We start from the raw sequence: 20,367 nt of genomic DNA, 5'->3' as shown, positions 1-20,367 counted from the left end.
GAAGGCTTAGAGCCCTTCGCTGTATTTTTCTATCTTTTGTCTGACGCGTTCTGCTTCATCACCTTCAAGAGGTGTCGGACAATAATCGTTTTTATTACTGGAAGAAGACAGAGAACAAGGAATGATGTTAATGTTATCGTCATCGGCAACTTTACCGTCTGTGTCGATGGTAAAAGTCTGTTGGAAGATCATCGTATCCTTATCAGAAGGATTTTTATTTCCCCCAAAACAGAAGTTTCCCAGACTGTAGGCAATATATTTTCCATTATACTTTTCAATGCCTTCCAGTACATGTGGGTGATGACCAATGACAAGGTCGGCTCCTTCATCGATGGCAAGATGTGCAAGTTTTTTCTGGGTAGCATTTGGTGTGTATTCTTTTTCAATTCCCCAGTGGAAATTAACGATAATAATCTGTGCCCCTGCATCTTTTAATGCCTGGATATTTTCTTTGACTTGCGTTGCTTTCTGCTCATGCTCGGCAAGTTCATAGATACCGGTAAGTCCGACTTTGATACCTTTTACATCCACCACAATGACATTTTCATAGCCAAATGTAGCAATGCCTGCGTTTGACAGATTTTCGATGGTATCTTCCTGGCTTTTTGTGCCGTAGTCTTTGCTGTGGTTGTTTGCAATATTGGCGGCTTCCACGGAACTTCCGGTTAAAATGTCAGTATATTTGGCAGGCCCTTTAAATGCAAAGGTTTTATCAGCCCGGCTCGTCTCTTCGGTCAGTGTTCCCTCAAAGTTTACAACAGACAAATCATCAGCTTCTAAGATAGAACGGACATTTTTAAAGAAATAGTCTGCGCCATATTCGTTGTAGTAAGCATTAAAGCTGGTGGACTGATCAAAACTTTCATCAGTTCCAAGTGTGCAGTCCCCCATAGAACTTATAGTGATGGTGGTAGGTCCCTTTGAGGAGCTGCCTTTTTTCCCCTTGTCAGAGTTAGTATCTGTGTTAATGACAAGTTCTTGCGTTTTTACAGCAGAAGTGTCAATTTTTTCTTTGGAAGAGGAAGTGTCCTTACTTTTGGCTGTCTGCTTCGGGGAAGTCTTAACGGCTTCTTTTGTGTCAGTATGTTTATGCAACAGATGACGGATGCCATATATTGTGCTAAATAGAATCAGACAGGCTGTACATAACATGCCTCCAAGCAGCATGGCGCGTTTTCTTTTTCTGCGTCTGAGGCGTCTGCGCCTGGCTTCCATCTGGCGTCTTTTTGATGCTTTGATTCCGGAATTGTTATCGCTCATAGTATTTTGTTACCTTTTCATTCGTTGTAGAAAATATGCATAAAAACAGACAGTCCATCTTAAGATAGACTGTCCGCTTGTTTCATTATTTGATCCATTTAATTTAAAAGAGTGCAGCCATCCAAATTAATGTCCTTTAATTCTGCTTTTTCTGCGCTGATACTTACATAAAAATTGATACCGCATTCCTCGGAGAGTTTTTTCAGACGGTCAATAAATCCTGGAATATTTTCAATGGAAATATCTGCGTGCTTTAAAATACCATCGATAAAAATGCACTCAATATCGTGGTTGGAGCTATACATTCCATATAAGAAACCAATGTACTCATCGGTATTCGTAATAGATGGAAAATCATCCATACAAATTGTACGGATATCAAATGCAACACTTGCGGTATCGCGATGCGTCTTTTTGATAAAAACGACATTACCTTTACATTCTTTCGCCTGCTTATTTGCCTGCTCGATCATTTGTTGTGTTTTTCCGCTGCCTTTAGGGCCAGTTAATAAATTTACCATGGCAAACTCTCCTTTATGTATAATATTATACCGGCATATCCAGTATCGAATAGTTGATGTTTATATTATACACTAAAGTACAGACAGTAACAACCTGAAAAAAGAAGTTTTTAGACGATTCTATGAGAATTTTTGAATAATCTTAGAATAAGCATGACAGTTAAAGATAGCATAGGAAAAATGTAAACCGGTCTTCACACTTGTAAAAAATAAAAATCACTACAAACCGCAGAAATGTGGGATTTTTCATGTCATAATTTAATTATTTTTAGGTTGTGATTATAAGAGCAGATACAAAATGAAATAGATAAATATCAATAATCTTGATAAATAAAAGAAAATCTATTGGAAACGTTAATAAAGTATAGAAAAATTCAATAAAACTATGAAAACTATCAATTCGACATTTGGGACGAGGAGATTTAAAATATATATCAGCTAGGAGTCAATCCCCCAGCTGATATAGCCTCCGGCAGGGCGCACATTGTCCGGTGGACAATGGTTTTGCGCCGACCGAAACGGAGTGTAGACTTGCAGAGGTGCGCAGTAGAAGTGTGGCATGCAATTGCATGACGCGCACCTCGCAGCAAGAATGCCGAGGCATTCTTGAAACTAAAAAGACATTTTTTAGAAAGACATGGGGAAAAGAGGAAAAAGAGAATAATGAGATTGGATTACATAAGAAGTTTTATTAATGTTGTCAACTGTAAAAGCTTTTCTGTTGCTGCAAAAAAAGCATTTGTCTCACAGCCGACAATCAGTACTCATATCAAGCAATTGGAAGCGGAATTGGGAGTCCAGCTTTTGGTTAGATCAACAAAAGATGTGATATTGTCAGAAGAGGGAGTTCTGTTTTATCCATATGCAGTCAGGCTTCTGGAGACGGAAAATGAGGCACTGGCACATTTGAATAAGACGGAAGCAAAAGTAAAAGGAACTGTAACGATTGCTGCTTCATCAGTTCCGGGGAATTATATTCTTCCGAGGATTATGAAACAGACCAGACTTAAATATCCTGAGATTGATTATCGTATGCTGGAAGGAGACAGCAGTCAGGTGATCCAGTCGGTCTTAAGATTTGAAGCAGATCTTGGAATAGGGAGTATCCGTACCAATCATGAGAAATGTATGTGTATGCCGCTTCTAAAAGATCAGATTGTACTTGCGACACCGAATACAGAAGAATATCGGAGTCTGAATGGGGTATTTCCGCTTGATAAGCTGAAGAAAGAGACATTTGTTATACGGGAATCAGGCAGTGGAACAAAGATTGCATATGAAAGCATTGAGAAAGCGCTGAATCTGCATGCAAAGCCGTTGAAGATTGCCATGCAGGCAGAATCTTCCGATCTGGTCCGGAGAAGTGTAGAAGAAGGAATGGGAGTTGCATTTGTAAGTAGTCTGGCAATTCAGGATTCTCTGACATTGGGGAAATTATTGAAGTTTGAATTCCCGAATGTGAATACAGAGAGACAGATTTATCTTTTGTATCATAAAGACCGGATTATGACGATTCCTATTACTAGTGCGATTAAGTCTATCAGACAGCAATGTCAGAAGATTTCAGGTTAATACTTGAACAGTATTATTTCCTATAGAAATCCTGCTCCCCCTGCAGGGTTTACCATAATTAAGAATGTGCAAAAAAGAAAGAAGCATGTTTCAGTTAATAGAAATATGCTTCTTTCTTCCTATAACAAGTGTAAAAAACATTCAAGAATTCATGTTGGAACTTATACGTTAGATGTACAGGTGGAAAATCAGAATCCAAATTACAGATATAATTTGGATCCAGGAAACAATAGAAAACATTGAAAACTTCGGATTGAGTCTTGACTTATATTATCATTCTCCTTATAATAATGAAGAATATGAAAGAGACATGGAAGAGGAGTATTAAGAGCCTATCGTTTTCAGAGAGTTGCCGGCAGGTGCAAGGCAATGACGTAATCTCCCAACTCGCCTCGGAGTTCTTCTGCTGAACAGGTCAGACATTTATCGTAAGGACAACATAGGCAGGAGCGGGACTTCCCGTTACAGAAGCAATGAGTGCATATGAGAATTCATATGAAGAAGAGTGGTACCACGGAATCAAGCCTTTTCGTCTCTTTGGAGATGAGAAGGCTTTCATTTATTTTAGATGCAGTATTGCAGAAAGAGAGGAAATCAATATGTCTAAGATACCTTACAATCATAAGGCAATCGAAAAAAAGTGGCGTGATAAATGGGAAGAGAATCCGGTCAATGTCCAGTTTGATGAGAATGGAAAGAAAAAAGAAAAATATTACTGCCTGGATATGTTCCCATATCCTTCAGGTAACGGACTTCATGTAGGTCATTGGAGAGGATATGTAATTTCTGACGTATGGAGCAGATATAAATTACAGCAGGGTTATTATATCATTCATCCAATGGGCTGGGATGCATTCGGACTTCCGGCAGAGAACTACGCAATTAAGATGGGAGTTCACCCGGAGATTTCAACAGCAGCTAATATTAAAAATATTAAGCGTCAGATCAATGAGATTGCGGCTCTTTATGACTGGGATCGTGAAGTCAACACAACAGATCCGAACTTCTACAAGTGGACACAGTGGATTTTTGTAAAGATGTTCAAAGAAGGACTTGCTTATGAGAAAGAGTTCCCGATCAACTGGTGCCCATCCTGTAAGACAGGTCTTGCCAATGAAGAGGTTGTAGGCGGAAAATGTGAGCGTTGTGGAGCTGAAGTTACAAAGAAGAATCTTCGTCAGTGGATGCTTCGTATCACAAAATATGCAGACAGACTTCTAAATGATCTGGACAAGCTTGACTGGCCTGAGAAAGTTAAGAAGATGCAGGCTGACTGGATTGGAAAATCATACGGTGCAGAGGTAGATTTCCCAGTAGAAGGAAGAGATGAGAAAATCACAGTTTATACAACAAGACCAGATACACTTCACGGAGCAACATTTATGGTACTGGCTCCGGAGCATGAACTTGCTAAGAGCCTTGCAACAGACGAGACAAAAGATGCAGTAGAAAAATACATTTACGATGCATCTATGAAATCTAATGTTGACCGTATGCAGGATAAAGAAAAGACAGGCGTATTTACAGGAACATATGCGATCAACCCGTTAAATGGAGCAAAGGTTCCAATCTGGTTATCTGATTATGTACTGGCTGATTACGGTACAGGAGCTATTATGTGTGTACCTGCTCATGACGACCGTGACTTCGAGTTTGCAAGAAAATTCAATATCCCGATCATTCAGGTTATTGCAAAAGATGGTAAAGAGATCGAGAATATGACAGAGGCTTACACAGACGCTGTCGGAACAATGATCAATTCCGGTGAGTGGAATGGTATGGAGTCTGCTGTACTGAAAAAAGAGGCACCACATATCATCGAGGAGAGAGGAATCGGACGCGCAACCGTAAACTACAAGCTGCGTGACTGGGTATTCTCACGTCAGAGATACTGGGGAGAGCCAATTCCGATCGTTCATTGTCCGAAGTGTGGAAATGTTCCGGTACCGGAAGAAGAACTGCCACTTCGTCTGCCAGAGGTGGAATCCTATGAGCCGACAGGAACTGGTGAGTCACCGCTTGCTGCAATCGATGAGTGGGTAAACTGCAAGTGTCCACAGTGTGGCGCTGACGCTAAGAGAGAGACAAATACAATGCCACAGTGGGCAGGATCATCATGGTATTTCCTGCGTTATGTGGATAATCATAATGACAAAGAACTGGTTTCCAGAGAAAAAGCGGATGAGATGCTTCCGGTAGATATGTACATTGGTGGAGTAGAGCATGCCGTTCTTCACCTTCTGTATTCCAGATTCTATACAAAATTCCTGAACGACATCGGAGTCATTGACTTTGACGAGCCATTCCACAAACTGTTCAACCAGGGAATGATTACAGGAAAGAACGGAATCAAGATGAGTAAATCTAAGGGAAATGTTGTATCACCGGATGATCTTGTAAGAGATTATGGATGCGATTCCCTGAGAATGTATGAGCTTTTCGTAGGACCACCGGAGTTAGACGCAGAGTGGGATGACCGTGGAATCGATGGAGTAAACCGTTTCCTGAAACGTCTGTGGAATCTTGTTATGGACAGCAAAGATTCAGATGTAAAAGCTTCGAAAGAGATGATCAAAGAGCGTCATAAACTTGTCTATGATGTAACGACACGTCTGGAGAGCTTCAGTTTGAATACAGTCATCTCTGCATTCATGGAACACAACAATAAGCTCATCGAGATTGCTAAGAAAGAAGGCGGAATTGACAAAGAGACACTGTCAACAGTTGCAGTACTGCTTTCCCCATTTGCACCTCATGTAGCAGAGGAACTTTGGGAGCAGTTAGGACACGAAGGCAGCGTATTCAAAGCCGGATGGCCGACATATGATGAGAATGAGATGAAAGATGACGAAATCCAGGTACCTGTACAGATCAACGGTAAGACAAAAGCTGTCATCTCAGTACCAACAGACATTTCCAAAGACGATGCAATTGCAACAGGAAAAGAAGCAATCGCAGATAAACTGACAGGAAATATCGTAAAAGAAATCTACGTTCCGAAGAAGATTATCAATATTGTGATGAAATAATTTGAGAGAAAATCTCACAACAGAATAAAGTGCTTGGAAATATTGAAAAGTTGGCTTGAAATCAAGGGTTACAGACATTTTTCTTCAAAGAAAAGGTATCGTAGAATACCGCAAAATATCGTAACAGATTTTTAAGATGGAGTAAATTTGGAGTAAAAGTTGAAAGAAAATGGAGTAAATATTTCAAAAAGACATTAGAGGAATAACGCAGATAGTAGAGATATTGTCTGCGTTATTTTTATGAGGAATGATGTAAATACTTACAAATTATGATATTATGACAATGTAACAAATTGGAAGTTGTAAGGAGAAAGTATGTCAAGATTATTCAAGATTACCTGTATTTCAGTAATATGTTTTATAATGTTATCGGGGTGTTCATCTAGAGAAGAAAAAGTGGAGTTGATAGAAACAAATCAATTAGAACAATCAAAAACAGATGATAAAACAGAAGAAAAAGTGAGCGAGAGCAATGAGGAAGAAACACTTGATTTAAGTGGCAACTTTAATGGTATTACTGGTTGTGCAGTTTTATATAGTCCGTCAGAAAACAAGTATTCTCTGTACAATAAAGATATGGCAGAACAAGAAGTATCCCCATATTCAACTTTTAAAATTATCTCTACATTAATAGGACTACACAACGATATTATTAAAGATGAAACTTCCACTATGAACTATGATGGAACTCAATATCCAAATCCGGAATGGAACGAGAATTTGACTTTGAAAAAAGCGTTTCAGACATCTTGTATATGGTATTTTCATCAGATTATAAATAATGTGGGGGAACAAGAAGTAAAAAAAGAACTAAGTGAGTTGGAGTATGGTAATTGCGATGTTTCTGCATGGGAAGGAAGTAATATAAATCCATACAAAGAATTAAACGGATTTTGGCTAGGTTCATCTTTAAAAATATCGCCATATGAACAGGTAGAGGTTTTATTAAAAATTTTTGAAGGTAAAAGTTTCTATGATAGTCAGAATGTCGAAATATTAAAGAAAATTATGTTAATTGAAGATGAGCAAGAGAAAAAAGTATATGGGAAAACGGGTTCTGGCACAAATGGAGAAGCATGGTTTATAGGTTTTACTGAAAAGGGACAACAAAGAGAATATTTTGCTGTATATCTTGAAGATAGTTTGCAAAAAGAACGAGTTTCAAGTAGTCTTGCTCAAGAAATTGCTCTAAAAATAATAGAGTAAAGATATTTTATATTTAGAGGAAAGGGGAGTATAAATGGACGCAATAGGTTCATCAACAAAGTTAATGTGGTTTTTTGTTTTTATTTATTCATTTCCTATTCTATTGTTGATTTTGTCGGTAGCTATATGGTCTTACAAAAAGTTTAAACGATTTGCTTTTATATCGTATATTGCGGATACAACTTTAACTGTGCTTATTTTATTGGGGGATATTAGTAATTTGGTGTCAAGATTTATAAAAGGTACTCCTATGTATCATTTGAACTTATGGAATTTGTTTTTTCTGATTTTAAGTGTTATATTTATCATTATCAGCATTGGCTCTCGTTGTAAGAATAAAAAAATTAGTAATATTTTTATAAATATTACTACATTATTGTGTACTTTTGTTTGCGTTATTCAAATAAACACAATAAATGTGTAAGAATGATTAAACGTATTCCAGTTTGTCTATACCTAGTGAGGTCAAGGAACAAGGCGAAGCCGATACGCCGTAGGGCAGTCCTTGACGGAACGGACACAGCCAACAGCACCATGATACAGCAGAGGACTTGCAAGGTCAGAAACCTTGCAAGTCCTCTTGTCTGTTACTGGGCGTTATGTTTTAAGTAAAGTGCTTCTTTCGTCAGTTCTTTCTCAAATGCCTTGATGTGACCGTCGTGTATTCCGTTGTCGATATAAAAGCAGTCGTCAGCCTGTGAGTAGGAAAGCATGGTAACTTTCGGTTCATAACTCTTTGTATCAATTCCATAATAGTAAATCGTGGCTGTTGTTAATATCATGTGAATACTTTCAAAATCTCTTGTAAAAATGGTATGCCTGTCGGAATAGAAGAAATCAGACGGACATTCATAGAATTGGGAACTATCCTCTTTCAAAAATAATGGCAGTATGTGCATTGCATTTCCAGCACGATTGACAAGAACATAAAAGCGTGGAATAAGGGCGGTATACTGCGTCATCATGGCAATATATATATCGTCTAAATTATCAAGAAGATACTCGGAACAGGAGTTGTTGTAAAAGACATATTGCAGAGCATTGTCATTTTGGCTTGTATGTTCCATAGGCACATTTTGTCCGTAAAGCCACCGCAAGTCTACATCTAAAGAGTCGGCAATCAGTTCCATTTTATCGGCTTTCGGGTTGTACTGTCCCGAAAGATAGGAACTGAACGCCCCTTTGCTGATACCTGTATCTTTGACTATATCCACCTGTTTCTTGTTTTTTGCTTTCATGGCAAATTTAATCCGTTCTGCGATTGTATTCATCTGAAAAACCCTCTCTTTCCATATCTCGTTATAACTTCTCATATCGTATCGTCTAAGTACACTATACCACAAGTTCAGAAAAAAGAAAACAAAAAGTTTATAAAAAACTAAACTTACTATTGCAAAACGAATATAACTGTGCTAATATACAATCAAGTTCAGAAATAACTGAACTAAAAACGACGTCGTAATAGGAAAATGAAAATATGAGAAACTGACCTATCGGTTCAACGGGGAGAAAGGAATGTGTATGCAGATTACATTGACAAAAGAACAGGTAAAAGAAGCCTTTGGAGAACTTCGTTTCATGGGTGCGGATAACTGTTACCGTTATGATAAAGACAGTAAGAAGAAAACAGAGGAAGTGGAAGCCTTAAAACTTCATCTTGGAAGCATGAAGCTTGGGAACAGCGTGGATATTCGCTTGGAAGCAACGGAACTTCCGAAGATTGAGCCTTATGCGGTGGTGGAACTGGAAGAACCAGTATATGCCCCCTATGTGCAGAGAGGAAACTTTCCTGTATTAGTGGAGAAGATTACCTGTAAGGGTATCCGCCCTGTTCCAAACAAAAATATGTAGGCGGTCAAAGTTCCTGCCCTCGTTCTGACGTACCAAACGGCAGGTTGAGGGCAGGGCAATGGCAACGCTATTGCAGAGAGGAGGTATGGTAATTTTGGAAGAAAGAAGCGGGAGTTTTCTTCCAGAACTCCCCTATACTAACAGGGGAGTAATACGACAGAAAGAAGCATTAAGTGCCTTGATAGACTGGTGTCAGATAACCATTAAGGAAGTTCCGTTAGAAGCAGTTATAGAAGATGTACTGAGAATACCATTGGAACTTATGACCGTAACAGGCTATGAAAAGGGGATTGCAGGACATGAGGTTGTGGCAATCTTCGATAATATCAAAGTGCTAAAGCCGACAGGAAACGCACAGTATCAAGGCTTTCAGATTTTGATGAGTGGGAAAGGCTGTCGCAACTATGAGAATTTTTTACAACTCAATGAGGAAACATGGTTTGATTTCTTGAACAGAGTTTGTCAGTATCATATCAATGTTCCTCGGATTGATTTGGCGATAGATGATAGAAAACCTTATTTGAGTATTCCCGATTTGATTGTACGGACAAAAGAGGGATTGCTTTCCACAAAACTAAGGGAGATAGATTTTCACGACTCGGGAGAACTGAAAGAAGAAGTGTTTCAGAGTAAAGGTGGTAGTCTTTATCTCGGCAGTTCAGCCAGTAATTTGAGATTGGTATTTTATGAAAAGGGATATGAACAGAATAAAAAGTATGGAACAGAATTAGACGAAAATTGGAATAGATATGAGTTGAGATTTCGGCAGGAAATGGCGGTAAGTGTAGTACAGGAATTATTGAGATATAGAGATGTGGCAGGACTGGCAATGGAAGCGTTGAACAGCAAAATACGATTTTTAGAAAAGCCGACAGACAGCATGACAACACGAAAAAGGCTTTATCCAACCTATCAAGCGTGGGCGGAACTGATGAAAAATATAGGCAAGGTGAAACTTACCATGCAACCACAGAAGAAAAGTCTGCAAAAGGTATGGGAGTGGTTGGAAAAGTATGTTGCCCCGTCTTTGAAGCTGTTTGCAGAGGTTGGGAAGATAGAGCAGAGAGATTATATCGGTAATCTCGTAGCAAATGGAGAAATGAATATCACACAGAAGCAGTTGTATGATGATTACATAAAAGCAAGAAAATTAGAGGAAAAGGGGTAATCGTATCGAGAAAGCATTACTAAATATAAATGAATTTTGTGAGTATATGGGGATTGGGAAAACAAAGGCAAGAGAACTGTTGAACAATCCGAAAAATAGATTTACAGTACGCATTGGTAATCGGTTGTATGCAAATAAGAAATTACTTGATGAATGGCTGGAATATCAATGCAAAAGGGCTTGAAAAGAAAATGGGGTGTGGATATAATGAAAATTGAAATATTTACTTTACCATATTTCTTTCAGTAGAAGAAAGGAAAGTTGGTATGGGTAAAGATTTAAAAGGAAAAGAACTCGGTAAGGGAATTTCACAGAGAGCAGATGGACGCTATATTGCAAGATTTACAAGTAAAACAGGAAAACGTAAAACGCTTTATGATTTTAAACTGAATGAATTAAAACGGAAGTTGCGAGAAGCGGTTTATGAAGATGAACATGGTTTGAATGGCAACGGCGAAAGTATCACTTTAAACGCATGGTATGTAACGTGGACGGAGTTGTATAAGAAGAAAACAGTTAAAATGACTACGATATATAAAAATCACAGTTACTATAACGCAAGAGTGAAGAACTCTATCGGAAAGATGTATTTGCAGGACATTAAAACATATCATGTTCAAAAATTCATAAATGAATTGATAGATAGCGGTCTTGCACATGGAACGGTGTCGAACATCAGATTTATGCTGAGTGATATGTTTGATAAAGCAGTATTGAGTGAATATATTAGAAAAAATCCCTGTATTGCTGTGGAAATGCCCCCAAAAGTGAAAAAAGAAAGACGTGTATTAACAAGAGAGGAACAGAAGAAATTCTTTACATTTGCTTCTTCTTATATACATATCAATGTTCTGAAATTTGCTGTGACAACAGGTTGTCGGATTGGAGAAGTGCTTGGGCTGAAATGGGAAGATTGTGACTTTGAAAAAAGAGAAATTACAATCAATAAGACAATTCATTATTCAAAGGCTTCCAGTCCCGTCGAGGGTTCAAAGTTTTCCTACACAACTGCAAAAACCATATCCAGTAATCGTGTTATTCCTATGACAGATGAAGTGTATGAGATTTTACAAAATCAGAAGATAAAGCAGACAGAGCAGAAGATGTGGAAACGCTCGATATGGAAACAGCATAAAGAATTTCAAAACTTGGTATTTACCTGTTCGGACGGTTCGCCCGTTTATTATTACAACGTCAATAGTGCAATCAAAGACTATGTGGCAAAAATCAATGTAATAGAGATTGAATTGGCAAAGGAAGAAAAGAGAGAGCCGAAGATATTTGAACTGTTTACCTGTCACACTCTGCGACATACATACGCTACAAGGTGTTATGAAAATGGAGTAGACCAACAGGTAGTGCAGAAACTCTTAGGTCACTCCACATTAGCAATGACAACTGATTTATACACGCACGTCTCAGAAGAAAAGAAAAAAGAAGAAGTAGCCGAACTGAAAATATTGGCTTAAAATTGGAGTAAAAATGGAGTAAATCAGAAGATAGATAGAGAAAAACAGCGTAAAATCAACATTTTTGAGTAGATATAAATATTGTGCAGAAATAAGTTAAGTAATGATTAGTTAGAAATAGCATCTTAAGCTTTGCAGGAGCTTAAGATGCTATTTTCTATATGTACAATTCAGAATTGCGATGAGTAAACTACAAACTGTTAATATAATCATAAATTCTTCATATGTACTAATATTTCTTGATAGACAATAAAAACTTAATACAGTATATATGGATTGTAAATCATATGAGAAAATGATAAAATTATTTATTATGAAGTAAACATTAGATAAAGGAAAGAGTTATGGGGATTTTTTCAAAGCCGGAAATTATAATTTTAAAGGAGTCAAACAGTGCAGAGGAGCATTTGGCAAAACTGGAAGAGTTACTTCCAAGAGCGACTGGGAAAGTAAAAGAGAATATTCAGAAAGAAATAATTCTCACAAAAGCAGGAATTGATGGAGAGAAGAAAGTTCTTTATGAATTAAAAAATAGTAATCTGGATTTGGTTGTATTGCAGGATATCTGTATCCGGGCAAAAGATGGCAGGGAAGCACAGATTGATTTCGTGATTGTAACAAGCAAGCTGATGATTTTGCTGGAATGCTGTCATGGGTGCAATGGTTAGAATGAGTTTTTCATCATTTCATAAATCATTAGTTGTGTTGGCAAATGAAAAGACGTACTTAAATGACAGGTATGCGAAAAAAGAAGTGAAAGAACAAGTAATAAGGGCAGATCAATTAATTGCGACCATTCGGAGAATGAATGCTGAGTCAAAACTTCCAAAGTCAACAAAAAAGGAAATGCTTGGATTTGGTGAAAAAATGTTGGAGAGAGATACGGGCGAAAGAAAAGATTACGCTGCCAGATATGAAGAGTTAATTGATTTAGTCGAAGCGGAAGAGCTGGAAGTAACTGAAAAAGAAGAGGCGGCTGTAGATGCTAAAACCGTTGTTGCAGAATCAGCGGCTGTAGAGCAAAAGGTCATGACGCAAATAGAAGAAGAGCCAGCAATGATGAATCCTACAATACTAGAAGAAGTGCAAATGGAGATACCTGCAACAACAGGGAAGATTATATGTCCGGTATGTGGCGGAGAACTTGTGCTTCGAACGGCACGCCGCGGAGCAAATACAGGAAAACAATTTTATGGCTGTTCCAGTTTCCCGAGGTGCAGATACATATTAAATATTGCTGAAAACTTAGAAAAATCAGATACCAGTCATTCGAAGAAGTAAGAAAATATATGAACGGAATTAAAAAGAAAGCGGAAGGTGAAAAATATGGAATTGATGGAATTATTAAAGCTAAGAAGAACTTACCGGAGATTTAAGCAGAAGCCAATATCGGATGAGATCATTGATGAAATGCTGACTGCAGCCCGCTATGCGTCAAGTGCGGCAAATTTACAGCCATTAAGCTATGTTGTTGTGAAGTCGCAGGAGAAGGTAAAAGAAGTATTTGAATATACGAAATGGGCAGGTTATCTTCCGAAAGAGGAAGGGCAGCCGAAAGCCGGGGAAGAACCGGTCTTATTCATAGGAATTATAGAAAATGAGAATATTAACCGGGGGCAATATTGTGATACAGATGCCGGACTGGCAATCAGCAATATGACATTGGCGGCATGGAACCATGGAGTAGGAAGCTGTATCATTGGGGCTTGTGATAAAGCAGAACTTTCCAATATGTTTGGACTTAAAGAAGAACAGAAGCTTCATACAGTTGTAGCATTTGGTTATCCGAGTCATACAAGCAAAATGGAAGACGCAAAAGACGAAAATATCAAATATTATCTCGATGAGAATAAAGATTATGTAGTACCGAAGCGAAAACTGGAAGATATCGTGAAATATTTGTAGGAGCTGACGCAGAATAGTTACAAAATATCAGGATTTGGAGGAGCTATATTTTGGTTCTTTATTTTTCAGGAACAGGAAACAGTAAATATATTGCAAAACGGATTGCCGAGGCAATACAGGAAAATGCAGTAGATTTAAACATGAAAATAAAAGAAAATGATACATCGCCATTGCAGACTGGCAGAGATGTGATTATTGTGACACCGACTTATGCCTGGCGTATTCCAAGAATTGTATCAGAGTGGATTGATAAAACGGAATTCATTGGTGGAAAACGTATCTGGTTTGTTATGAATTGTGGCAGTGAGATAGGAAATGCAGCAAACTACAATCGGGAGCTTTCAGAACAAAAGAAATTTCAATATATGGGAACGGCACAGATTCTCATGCCGGAGAATTATATTGCCATGTTTGATGCGCCAAAAGCAGAAGAAGCATGGAAAATTGTAACAAAAGCAGAACCTGTCATTAAAAAAATCATTGCATATATCAAAGCCGGAAAAGAGTTTTGCCCACCACGTAATAATCTATATGACCGTTTTATGAGTGGACCGGTAAATCCTATTTTCTATAAATTTTTTGTGAAAGCCAACGCATTTCAGGCAAATGATTCTTGTATCGGTTGCGGACAATGCGTAAAAAAGTGTCCGCTTAATAATATTCACCTGGAACAGGAGAAACCTGTCTGGAGTAAAAATTGTACGCATTGCATGGCATGCATTTGTTATTGTCCGACTGAGGCAATTGAATACGGAAAGAAGAGCGTCGGAAAACCAAGATATCATTTTGAAGCTTTGTAAGGAGTGAGTCATGGGATATATTGCGAATGAAGTAAATGAAGCTATTTTAAATAATCATCTGAAATCATATATGTTACCATTAGATTATGTAAGCGGTCTACGGACGAGGATTATTGAAAAGTATTGTATAAGAAATGCTCTCTATATATGGGAGAACTTCAAAAACAATGCACATTTTCAAGATGAAAATGCATGGAGCTTGATTCAAGATTATATAAAAGACAAAGAGTGTGTTATGCTTTTTAATGAAGCTGATGATAAAAACGCTTTCTGGATTGCGAATGGTGAGGAACTGCAGAAAATATTGGAAGATTCTTTTGGTTTTGAATTTTATATTATAGATTGTGAGCAGTCTTATTTAATATGTTTTAATCATCATGATATACTATATGGGCTGGGTGAAGCAAAAGAATGGGTGGAACAAATCATTTATGGAAGAAAAATATAAAGAATTATTGAAATATTTATATGCTATTTTGAAACCGCTGGGATATAGAAAAGAAGCATCTGATTACAGGGTGTTTCGTCCTGACGGATTAGCCCGGATTGTCAATATTCAGAGAAATAAAAATAATACAGCACAATGTTGTATGTTCACCATTAACATAGGTGTGTATTTTGAGAAAAGCGATATGATATCAAATTGTAAATTTAAAGAATATGACTGCCAGATTAGAAAAAGAGTGAAGCCAGAAGAGAATGAAGAATGGTGGATTATAGAAAATGATACCGATATGGAAGTCCTAAAGGAGAATTTGCAAACCGTTTTAGGACATATTGAAAAATGGTTTGATAATTTTATATCTAAAGAAGAAACAATTCACAGGATTTTGGATAAGTCAGCGGAAACAGTTCCTGATACAATGATTATGTCTTATCCAACTGCAAAACTAATTGCAGAAATGGGGTATCCAATGGAAGTGTATGAGTTGATAAAAGATACAAAGATTATAAATCCTAAAGCAAAAAAATTAATTGAGCTGGCAGAAAAATTAAAAAGTACTATTAATTAAAATGCAATTAATAAGAGGGAGGAAGAGATATTATGAAAATCGTGATTATTAATGGAAGTGCCAGAAAGGGAAATACATTGACAGCAATCAATGCATTTATAAAAGGAGCGGATGAAAAGAATGAAATTGAGGTGATTGCTCCGGATAAGTTACATATCAGTCCGTGTAAAGGCTGTGGTGCCTGTCAATGTCATAAAGGCTGTGTGGATCAGGACGATACGAATCCAACGATTAATAAACTGGTGGAAGCAGATATGATTCTTTTTGCAACACCTGTGTACTGGTGGGGAATGACAGCATAGTTGAAACAGGTCATCGATAAATGTTATTGCCGCGGACTGCAGCTAAAAGAAAAAAAGATTGGGTTGATTGTAGTAGGCGGCTCACCGTTAGATAATATACAATACGAATTGATTTGTAAGCAGTTTGATTGCATGGCAAGTTATTTGTCATGGGATATGCTGTTCCAGAAATGTTATTATGCAAATGCAAGAGATGAACTTGCAAAAGATGTAGATGCAATTCAGAAGCTGGAGAATCTGGGAAAAAATGTATAATACAAAGAAAAGTATAGCATACTACCATCTTCCGGGGCTGTTCGAATTTTATGAATTGTACCGTGAATTTTTGCCTTTATTTCGCAAACATCGAGAATATTTTTATGACTGGTGTGAGATTGGCTCAATTTACGGAGCCCCGGCGGACTGTATCTGGGGTGGCGGCCGTGCCGGATTTGGAGAACAGGAGCCGGAAGAGGTTCTGGAATTGATGCAGGAATATGGGATTTCATCCCGTCTGACATTTAGCAATTCATTACTTAGAGAGGAACATTTGTCGGATAAAAGGTGTAATGAACTTTGTGCATTATTTGAAAAGAATGTGGAAAATAAAGAGACTAAAGTAAAGAAAAACGGGGTAATTGTTTATTCAGATTTGTTGCTGGAATATTTGAAAAAGAATTATCCTGGGCTGTATTTTGTCTCGTCAACAACGAAAGTGTTGACAGATTTTGAACAGTTCTTGAATGAAGTGAATCGAAAAGATTTTCAGTATGTTGTACCGGATTTTAGGTTGAATAAATCTTTCGACAAGTTAAATACGTTGTCCCAGATGCAAAAAGATAAAGTGGAATTTTTGTGTAATGAATGCTGCTGGTTTGGCTGTAAGGACAGGAAACGCTGTTACGAAGCAGTCAGCCGCAAGAATCTGGGAGAGAACAGTTTGGAGCATCACTGTACTGCGCCGGATATAAATCATGGTTACCGTTTTTCAAAGGCAATGACTAATCCGGGGTTTATCGGAATTGATGCTATTCAAAATATCTATCTGCCAATGGGATTTTCAAATTTTAAAATCGAAGGACGGAGCCTCGGAAGTGCTTTGATTTTGGAATTTTTGCTTTATTATATGACAAAGCCGGAGTACCAATTACATGTCAGGGAAGAAATATATCTGGATAATATGCTGGATTTATTTTAGGAGAAGAAAAATGGAATCATTTGGAAAAGTTAAAGAAGAATCAAATGATGAAGGAAATGTCTACTGGATTGCAGAGAACTTTGAAGAATTTTGGAAGATGTTGAAAAACTATTGAAATTAAAAGAAAAGGGAAACTAGAATAAGCGGAGAAATATTTATGGATAGACAGGATGAAACATTGCAAGGAAATGAAAAGATAGAGGTGGCAATACAAGCTTTGCAAAAGGAAGCGACTCAGGAGCAGCTTGCACATACGCTGACTGTGATTCGAAGACGTATGAAGGACTCAGGGCAGGTAATCGTAGCGGTTGAGCCATCTATTGGAACTACGCAAATGAATCTGAAGATGATTCAGACTTCCGACGGTGCAAACTGGTGGTATGCGTTTACAAGTTTTAATGAAGAAATGAAAGGTGCAGACAGTGTAAAATCGACATTTCTTGTAGATATAGATAAACTATTTGATGCAGCGCTTACAGTACCGGAGATTAAAGGGGTGATTTTGAATCCATGGAATAGGACGCTTATGTTGGATAAGGGACTGATTCGAATTATCAAACCGGAGTAAAGGAAATTTTCTTTTGAAAAATATAAACGTTCAAAAGAAGAAGGATTCATTTTATAACAGTGTGAAGAAAATCCGTATGACAGAACAGGGGAGAAGTGTATGAAGCTGAGAAATGTGTTGATTGTTGTAAAGGATATCGAAAAATCTAAAAAATTTTATCATGATTTATTTGGTCTGGATACGATACTGGACAATGATGGAAATGTGGTTCTGACAGAAGGGCTCGTCCTTCAGGACGAAAAAATCTGGAAAAGCTTTCTGGAAAAGGAAGTCATTCCGGAAAATAATGCCTGTGAAATTTATTTTGAAGAATCAGATATAGAAGCATTTGTAGAAAAGTTGGAAAAGTTATATCCGGACATCAAATATGTAAACCAACTGATGACTTATAGTTGGGGACAGAAGGTTGTGCGTTTTTATGATCTGGACGGAAATATGATTGAAGTAAGGACTTTAGTATAAGAGAATTCTGAAAATAGTAAAGATAAAAACGAATAGATAAAAAATACAAATAAAATAATCAAATATATTGACAAAATAACTCGCGCGTGTTAATATAAAACCATCAAATAACAGATATGAAATATAAGACAAACGCGAGTTGTAAATATTCATAAAGTTATTTGAAGTGTATCGGGAAAGAAAAAGCAGATAAGTTTAGTACTGATACTCCCCCCTAGATTATGAAAGGAAGGTACGGACCACCGAACACAGAAGATTAAAGAATGAAAAAGAGAAAGGAACAATTGAAGATGATTGAACCAACACAGTAGGGGCGGATATCAATAAAATGGTTGGTATCCGCTTTTACTATGTCTGTTTCACATAAATAAAAAGGAGCAATCTGTAATTTTGACAGTTTTGCTCCTATACTTTTTATAAGTTTAAGCGATATACTTTAACTGGACGACCTTTTGAAGCAGTGGAACGGGTATGTGCAATCGTGGCAGCGCCGCCATTTTCAAGATTGCGCAGGATACGGTTGGCATTACGGACAGTAACACCAAGGTGATTTGCCAGTTCATTTGTAGTTATTTCATAAGATCCATTCATCTTAACAATTGATATCAGCTTCTGGATTGTAAGTGTAGATAACTTACATTTCTCGGCAATCTGAAAGATATCGTCTGGAAGATTCTGCTGGAAACTCGGAAGCTGGGAAGAACCAAGCGGTCCGATAATCTGGTTTGACTCATTCATGACGAAGCTTCCGGTTGAACTCCAGGATTCACGCAATGCATTTTCGGCATGCTTCTTTGCTTCGGTAATACTGTTTCCAATACCATATCCAATTGCTGTTGAAATACCATAGTCATCTTTTAATGCAGAATCCAGATATTCTACCTCAAAATTCTTTGTCAGCATAGCTGCGACACGATGAGTAGTATAAATATAATAAATTTCAGATTCAGCCTGAAATACTGCATCGATCAGAAGGGCTTTTGCAACTTTCTGGACAGCATCCTGAACACTGTCATCAGATTTTTCGCCGGAAGTTTTATTGCGGTCAGCAATTGCAATTGCAACCGGAAGATTTTCTCTGTATTTTTCCAGTTTAATCTGTGCAAGAAGTTCTTTGATCTGGGACTCCAGCTGATTTTTTACCGGATATAGGAAGTAGTTCGGAACGCCTTTCTCGTCCAAAAGCGGCATGGTGCTGCTGTAAGCGCACAATACCATATCAATCTTGCCGGCTTCCCAAAGTTCGATTGTCCGAAGTGCAATGTTCATCTCCACCATTGAAAAATCACCGATTGTACTTTGGCTAGCCCATTTATCCATTGTTAAAGCAAGATTATTAAGATCCATTTCATGAATCAGATAATCGGCAGTGGCTTCAACCGGGTGCTCAGGATCTTTTACGATTGGAAGCATAAAGTCGAAAATACATCTTGTCGGATCCAGGTCTCTCCGCTCAAGAAAAAGCTTGACCAGGGCATGGTAAAAAGAAATCAGGTCAGCATGAAAGGAGATGACTGGTTTCTGGAATTCCCCAATATGATGTTCGATTGCTGCCATGGCAGTCGTTCCGCTTATCATAAATCCATCAGCAGTTTTTTCATATTTTCTATAAATATCTGTAATGTGATCAAAATTCGTATAATCTGCAATGGTCACAGTACAGTCTTCTTTAAAATCTTCAAATGCCTTTTCAACAAAAGGATGAAGGTATTTACTTGTAATAATCACGATTTTTTGTTTCATAGTACTCGCCTCCCTTGTATATTCTAATTGAAATGTGTGCATAATTCAAGTGACTAAATGAAATATTGCACAGTTTTTTTGATTTAAATATGGGATAATTGCACAAAATGTTAATCACTGATTAAAATTATCAAATATAGTGTAAAAATGATTGACGATTTTATTAAGCATTGCTATAATTATGCCATAAATATTCCATAAGTATTCTGTAAATGTTCTTGAAGTGTTCCGGAAATGTGCTGGATATGTTCCATAAATGACATTTACAGAAATTAAGATTGGTTTGAAGGGAAAAGGTGACTGTTGTGAATAAAATAAATG

The 20,367-nt window shown here is 37.5% G+C and carries 20 protein-coding genes, 1 pseudogene and 1 other annotated feature; of the genes and pseudogenes, 17 read left to right on the top strand and 4 right to left on the bottom strand.

Annotation, left to right across the window (positions count from 1 at the left end; genetic code table 11):
• Window positions 1-6: 6 nt before the first annotated feature.
• Together G593_RS0108135 and G593_RS0108130 are read right to left on the bottom strand one after the other, a co-directional pair.
• Window positions 7-1,260: a CapA family protein gene (locus G593_RS0108135; RefSeq protein ID WP_029731350.1), complete on the bottom strand. Its 1,254-nt coding sequence runs from the start codon at window positions 1,258-1,260 to the stop codon at window positions 7-9.
• A gap of 98 nt (window positions 1,261-1,358) precedes the next feature.
• Window positions 1,359-1,781, bottom strand: coding sequence for a hypothetical protein (locus tag G593_RS0108130; RefSeq protein ID WP_005338775.1), 423 nt, complete (start codon window positions 1,779-1,781; stop codon window positions 1,359-1,361).
• Between the two features lie 663 nt (window positions 1,782-2,444).
• Here G593_RS0108130 and G593_RS0108120 point away from each other — a divergent pair.
• The 3 genes from G593_RS0108120 (at window position 2,445) to G593_RS0108105 (ending at window position 7,588) form a co-directional block, all read left to right on the top strand.
• Complete coding sequence (locus tag G593_RS0108120) at window positions 2,445-3,353, top strand: selenium metabolism-associated LysR family transcriptional regulator (RefSeq protein ID WP_029731347.1); 909 nt, start codon at window positions 2,445-2,447, stop codon at window positions 3,351-3,353.
• 302 nt (window positions 3,354-3,655) lie between these two features.
• Window positions 3,656-3,893: a binding site (T-box leader), on the top strand.
• A 59-nt stretch (window positions 3,894-3,952) separates the two neighbouring features.
• A complete protein-coding gene (gene leuS, locus G593_RS0108110) occupies window positions 3,953-6,382 on the top strand; it encodes a leucine--tRNA ligase (protein WP_029731346.1) in 2,430 nt (809 codons plus the stop codon).
• Between the two features lie 315 nt (window positions 6,383-6,697).
• On the top strand, window positions 6,698-7,588 hold the full coding sequence (locus tag G593_RS0108105; protein ID WP_029731344.1) for a penicillin-binding transpeptidase domain-containing protein: 891 nt from the start codon (window positions 6,698-6,700) through the stop codon (window positions 7,586-7,588).
• Between the two features lie 587 nt (window positions 7,589-8,175).
• Here G593_RS0108105 and G593_RS0108095 read toward each other — a convergent pair.
• Entirely contained in the window at window positions 8,176-8,859 is a 684-nt protein-coding gene (locus G593_RS0108095; protein ID WP_029731342.1) for a helix-turn-helix domain-containing protein, read from the bottom strand.
• A 250-nt stretch (window positions 8,860-9,109) separates the two neighbouring features.
• Between G593_RS0108095 and G593_RS0108090 the strand changes: the two genes are divergently transcribed.
• The 14 genes and pseudogenes from G593_RS0108090 to G593_RS0108025 all read left to right on the top strand — a co-directional run bounded on the left by G593_RS0108090 (window position 9,110) and on the right by G593_RS0108025 (window position 18,303).
• Window positions 9,110-9,439, top strand: coding sequence for a hypothetical protein (locus tag G593_RS0108090; RefSeq protein ID WP_004613680.1), 330 nt, complete (start codon window positions 9,110-9,112; stop codon window positions 9,437-9,439).
• A gap of 58 nt (window positions 9,440-9,497) precedes the next feature.
• A complete protein-coding gene (locus tag G593_RS0108085) occupies window positions 9,498-10,607 on the top strand; it encodes a replication initiation factor domain-containing protein (protein WP_196801963.1) in 1,110 nt (369 codons plus the stop codon).
• Window positions 10,608-10,611: 4 nt separating this feature from the next.
• A complete protein-coding gene (locus tag G593_RS21470; RefSeq protein ID WP_081445676.1) occupies window positions 10,612-10,791 on the top strand; it encodes an excisionase in 180 nt (59 codons plus the stop codon).
• Between the two features lie 82 nt (window positions 10,792-10,873).
• The gene (locus G593_RS0108080; protein WP_029731339.1) at window positions 10,874-12,076 is read left to right on the top strand and encodes a tyrosine-type recombinase/integrase; all 1,203 of its coding nucleotides are present in this window, start codon (window positions 10,874-10,876) and stop codon (window positions 12,074-12,076) included.
• A 344-nt stretch (window positions 12,077-12,420) separates the two neighbouring features.
• On the top strand, window positions 12,421-12,744 hold the full coding sequence (locus G593_RS20790) for a nuclease-related domain-containing protein (protein WP_242827065.1): 324 nt from the start codon (window positions 12,421-12,423) through the stop codon (window positions 12,742-12,744).
• A complete protein-coding gene (locus G593_RS18520) occupies window positions 12,728-13,357 on the top strand; it encodes a topoisomerase DNA-binding C4 zinc finger domain-containing protein (protein ID WP_242827064.1) in 630 nt (209 codons plus the stop codon). The genes G593_RS20790 and G593_RS18520 overlap by 17 nt, the downstream gene beginning before the upstream one ends.
• A 45-nt stretch (window positions 13,358-13,402) precedes the next feature.
• On the top strand, window positions 13,403-13,981 hold the full coding sequence (locus G593_RS0108070) for a nitroreductase family protein (RefSeq protein ID WP_029731338.1): 579 nt from the start codon (window positions 13,403-13,405) through the stop codon (window positions 13,979-13,981).
• 50 nt (window positions 13,982-14,031) lie between these two features.
• Complete coding sequence (locus tag G593_RS0108065) at window positions 14,032-14,781, top strand: EFR1 family ferrodoxin (RefSeq protein WP_029731337.1); 750 nt, start codon at window positions 14,032-14,034, stop codon at window positions 14,779-14,781.
• 10 nt (window positions 14,782-14,791) lie between these two features.
• Complete coding sequence (locus tag G593_RS0108060) at window positions 14,792-15,229, top strand: DUF6756 family protein (protein ID WP_049946472.1); 438 nt, start codon at window positions 14,792-14,794, stop codon at window positions 15,227-15,229.
• Window positions 15,213-15,794: a DUF4304 domain-containing protein gene (locus tag G593_RS0108055; RefSeq protein ID WP_029731335.1), complete on the top strand. Its 582-nt coding sequence runs from the start codon at window positions 15,213-15,215 to the stop codon at window positions 15,792-15,794. Before G593_RS0108060 ends, G593_RS0108055 begins: the two co-directional genes overlap by 17 nt.
• Before the next feature lie 32 nt (window positions 15,795-15,826).
• Window positions 15,827-16,351 (top strand): annotated as a pseudogene (locus tag G593_RS21465) (flavodoxin family protein).
• The gene (locus G593_RS0108045) at window positions 16,344-17,273 is read left to right on the top strand and encodes a hypothetical protein (protein WP_029731334.1); all 930 of its coding nucleotides are present in this window, start codon (window positions 16,344-16,346) and stop codon (window positions 17,271-17,273) included. Before G593_RS21465 ends, G593_RS0108045 begins: the two are co-directional and overlap by 8 nt.
• A gap of 157 nt (window positions 17,274-17,430) precedes the next feature.
• A complete protein-coding gene (locus G593_RS0108035) occupies window positions 17,431-17,841 on the top strand; it encodes an SseB family protein (protein WP_029731333.1) in 411 nt (136 codons plus the stop codon).
• Between the two features lie 99 nt (window positions 17,842-17,940).
• On the top strand, window positions 17,941-18,303 hold the full coding sequence (locus G593_RS0108025; protein ID WP_029731332.1) for a VOC family protein: 363 nt from the start codon (window positions 17,941-17,943) through the stop codon (window positions 18,301-18,303).
• A 414-nt stretch (window positions 18,304-18,717) separates the two neighbouring features.
• On the opposite strand, the gene G593_RS0108020 is transcribed toward G593_RS0108025, so the two are convergent.
• Window positions 18,718-20,046: a hypothetical protein gene (locus G593_RS0108020; protein WP_029731331.1), complete on the bottom strand. Its 1,329-nt coding sequence runs from the start codon at window positions 20,044-20,046 to the stop codon at window positions 18,718-18,720.
• Between the last annotated feature and the right edge of the window lie 321 nt (window positions 20,047-20,367).

The organism is Dorea sp. AGR2135 (assembly GCF_000420885.1).
Classification (GTDB): Bacteria; Bacillota; Clostridia; order Lachnospirales; family Lachnospiraceae; genus Dorea; species Dorea formicigenerans.
The sequence above is the reverse complement of the archived record's forward strand: the minus strand, read 5'-3'. Positions and strand labels throughout refer to the sequence as shown.